Annotated in this window: 3 protein-coding genes and 1 pseudogene; 3 read left to right on the top strand and 1 reads right to left on the bottom strand. The window is 71.2% G+C overall.

Features of this window, described 5'->3' with window-relative positions; all coding sequences use genetic code 11:
- Positions 1-365, bottom strand: a pseudogene (locus GT354_RS02470) (M4 family peptidase); the annotation flags it as partial.
- 433 nt (positions 366-798) lie between these two features.
- On the opposite strand from GT354_RS02470, the gene GT354_RS02465 reads away from it, so the two are divergent.
- The 3 genes from GT354_RS02465 (at position 799) to GT354_RS02455 (ending at position 3,540) form a co-directional block, all read left to right on the top strand.
- Complete coding sequence (locus GT354_RS02465; protein ID WP_161354497.1) at positions 799-1,194, top strand: Rid family hydrolase; 396 nt, start codon at positions 799-801, stop codon at positions 1,192-1,194.
- Positions 1,195-1,353: 159 nt separating this feature from the next.
- Positions 1,354-2,940 carry an MFS transporter gene (locus GT354_RS02460; protein ID WP_161354496.1) on the top strand — a complete coding sequence of 529 codons (1,587 nt, stop codon included), beginning with the start codon at positions 1,354-1,356 and terminating at the stop codon, positions 2,938-2,940.
- A gap of 165 nt (positions 2,941-3,105) precedes the next feature.
- Complete coding sequence (locus GT354_RS02455) at positions 3,106-3,540, top strand: PPOX class F420-dependent oxidoreductase (protein ID WP_161354495.1); 435 nt, start codon at positions 3,106-3,108, stop codon at positions 3,538-3,540.
- The last annotated feature ends 93 nt before the right edge of the window (positions 3,541-3,633 follow it).

Raw genomic sequence — 3,633 nt, 5'->3', positions numbered from 1 at the left:
GGGACCGCGATCCGCGCGCCGTCGGCCGCCTGGATCGCGCGGATCGTGCCCGTACCGTCGGCCAACACCGCGGCGTCCCCGCCGACGACGGGCAGTCCGCGATAGGTGCGCCGGTAGGAGATCGCGTACAGGTCGTCGATCCACGGGGTCACCGTCGCGCGCACGTACCGCTCGCCGGGCACCGTCACGAGGGCGGCCGAGCCGCCGATGACGGCCCGGTCGGCCGCGGCGACCGCCGTCGCGGTCCGGGCGTCCACCGCACCGGTGGACGGGGGTTGGGTCGCGTTCGACGGGCCGGTGGTGCCGATCACCAGGCCGACCAGCAGGGCCAGGACCGACCCGACCGTCAGCGTTCTGCGATGCATCGAGGCTCCTCGGGTTGAAGGCGGGCCCCGGCCACGAATCCGACCGCCGTCGCGCGCGCGTCGTGGGTGTGTGGCGCGACCGCGAGCGCCGGGTTCGTCTCCTGAGCAAACAAAACGCTCACGGCGGACAGCACTCGCCGTCAACGAATCCTCACCGATCGGCACATTCCGGCTAGTACCGTGCGGCCGGCCGCGCCTGGTGCCGTGCGGCCGGCCGCGCAACACCGAGTCGGCTCCCGCGTGTTCCGCGTGGTCTCGACGCCCGGCGCGGTTAGAGTCGGTTCGCACGTCTTGTCGGTGATCGCCGCGGTGCGACGAACGAGGCGATCCGCAAGGCGCGCAGCACGTGAGACACGACGCAGGACGCGCAGGACACGCACAGCGATGAGGCACAACGCAAGGTACGCAACGTCGAGGCAGGGTAGGTGAGACGGTGCACCGGCAGGACATCGGGCCGAGGATGTTCGGGAATCGCCTGGGCTACAACCGCGCCGTAGCGGTGGAGCGGCCCGAGCGCTGGCTCGTCCTGGCCGGTCACGAGTCGCGCGGGCCGGACGGCACGATCGTGCACGCGGGCGACCTGCGTGGCCAGATCGAGACCACCTTCGACCGACTGTCCGAGACCCTGAGCCTGGCCGGGTTCACCCTCGCGGACGTGGTCCAACTGCGTTACTTCGCGGTCGATGTCGGGGAGGTCACCCGCCACTACGACGCGATCACCGAACGTCTGGAGCGCGAGAACTGCCGCCCGGCGACGGTACTCGCCGGGGTGACGGCGTTGTCGGACCCGGCGATGCTGATCGAGATCGAGGGCCTGGCCGTGCGCTAGCCGGCGCCGGGCCGCAGCTCAGCGCAGTCACGCCGGCACAGCGCGTCCTCGGTCGGGTCGAAAGCCGCCCACGAGTGGTGCGACGCGGCCCCCGGGCCTACGGTCGAACGAGTGGACAGGGGCACGTCCCGTCGCCCGGTCCACGCGTGGACGTATGTCATGACGAGCCCGAATGCGACACCTTCGCGCACCACCGCACGGCAGGCCCGAAGCGGTGGCGATGGCTTGGCGCTCCTCGTCATCGCCTCGTGCCAGTTGATGGTCGTGCTCGACATCACCATCGTCAACATCGCTCTCCCGCACATCCAGACCGCCCTGGGCTTTTCCACCACCGGCCTGTCCTGGGTGGTCAACGCGTACACCCTCACCTTCGGCGGCCTGCTGTTGCTGGGCGGTCGGGCGGGCGACATCCTGGGCCGGCGGCGGGTGTTCATCGTCGGTGTGCTGCTGTTCGTGGTGGCCTCCCTCCTGGGCGGGCTCGCGCAGAACTCGGCCGAACTCCTGGCCGCCCGTGCCCTCCAGGGCGTCGGTGGCGCGATCGCGTCGCCGACGGCACTCTCGTTGATCACCACCACGTTTCCCGAAGGCCCGTCGCGGAACCGGGCGTTCGGGGTGTTCGCGGGCGTCTCCGCGGGCGGTGGCGCGATCGGCCTGCTCGCGGGTGGGGCGCTCGTCGAGTGGCTCGACTGGCGCTGGGTCTTCTTCGTCAACGTGCCGATCGGGGTGGCCATCGCACTGGCGACGCCGCGCGTGATCAAGGAGTCCGAGCGCCGACCCGGGAGCTTCGACGTGCTCGGGGCGCTCACCTCCACGCTGGGCATCGGTCTGCTCGTATACGGGTTCATCCGGGCCGCGCAGGAAGGTTGGCGCAACAGCGTCACCATCGGCGCGTTCTGCCTCGCCGTCGTGTTGCTCGGGGCCTTCCTGCTCGTCGAGCAGCGCTCCGCGCGACCGATCACCCCGCTGCGGTTGTTCACCGACCGCAACCGGGCGGGCGCGTACGGCATGATGCTGGCGCTCGCGGCCGCGATGTTCGGGATGTTCTTCTTCCTGACCCTGTTCGCCCAGGACGTCCTGGGCTTCAGCGCGCTGACCACCGGACTCGCGTTCCTGCCGGTGAGCGCGGTGATCGCGGTCGCCGCCGGCGTGACGTCGCAACTGCTGCCCCGGGTCGGGCCCAAGCCCTTCATGGTCGGCGGAGCGTTGTGCGCCGCGGGCGGGCTGGGCTGGCTCGCGCTGACCGACGTCCACAGCACCTACGCCGGCAGCATTCTCGGGCCGATGCTGGTGTTCAGCCTGGGCATGGGCATGCAGTTCGTGTCGCTCACCCTCATGGCGGTGTCCAATGTCGATCCGCACGATTCCGGCGCGGCCTCGGGGATGTTGAACGCCATGCAACAGGTGGGTGGTTCGCTGGGGCTGTCGATCCTGGTGACGGTGTTCGGCACGGCCAACCGCAACGAGGCGAAGGAGCAGGTGCCCAAGTTCCTGGCCCAGGCGACGCCGGCGCAGAAGGCCGACTTCGAGCGCACCCGGCAACTGCCCGCGCCGTGGAGCCATCAGGTGCTGACGGCCGGCATCAGCCAGGCGTTCCTGGTCGCCGCGATCCTCGCCGTCGTCGCGTCGCTGATCGCCCTGTTCGCCATCCAGGTCCGCTCCTCCGACCTCGAACGCCTGCGCGGTGCCGGTCCCGTGGGCGCCGACCCCGCGCCCGCGACCGACCGGACGTCGGCCGATCCGTCCTGATGTCCGGCGTTCTCGCCCGCGCAACCACCCGCTCACGACCGGCCGTTCAGCGCTCGCGTGCGTTGTTCGCGTCGGAAAACGTCGGGTCCGGGCCGCGACACGGCCGATCGGGTGGATCGGTGCGACGCGGCGGAATAGCGTCACGCGCCGCCGGGTTCTGCGGGCATGACCACTGACGCAGACTTCGACCTGCACGCCCTGCTCGCCGACAGCCGCCTGGGCATTCTCGCCACCATCAAATCCGACGGCCGTCCCCAGCTTTCGCCGATCCAGCCGTTCTACGACCGGGCGGCCGGGATCATCTACGTGTCGATGACGGAGGGGCGGGCCAAGACCGCGAATCTGCGCCGCGATCCGCGCGCGACGCTGGAGGTGACCCGGCCCGACGGCGCGGCGTGGGCGACCGCCGAGGGGATCGCCACGCTGACCGGGCCCGGCACCGATCCGCACGGCCCGGAGGTGGGGGCGCTGGTCGACTACTACCGCGCGGCGGCCGGTGAACACCCGGACTGGGACGAGTACCGCGCGGTGATGGTCGCCGATCGCCGAGTCCTGATGGCGATGACGGTCGACCGGGTCTACGGCGCCGAACTCGGCTAGCGAGTGGAGCGGTCGCGCCCGGGCGTCGGCGGGGACTCCCGGGCGTCGCCGGCCAACCGACGGGAACCGGGACCGAGTTCGCCGCGAGGAAGC

Source organism: Streptomyces sp. SID3343, from assembly GCF_009865215.1.
Lineage (GTDB): Bacteria > Actinomycetota > Actinomycetes > Streptomycetales > Streptomycetaceae > Embleya.
This window is presented reverse-complemented; position numbering and strand designations above follow the sequence as displayed.

Bases quoted from the DNA above. Each gene is read 5' to 3' on its own strand.
- GT354_RS02460 (WP_161354496.1), top strand. From the start codon at position 1,354: ATGACGAGCCCGAATGCGACACCTTCGCGCACCACCGCACGGCAGGCC.
- GT354_RS02455 (WP_161354495.1), top strand. From the start codon at position 3,106: ATGACCACTGACGCAGACTTCGACCTGCACGCCCTGCTCGCCGACAGC.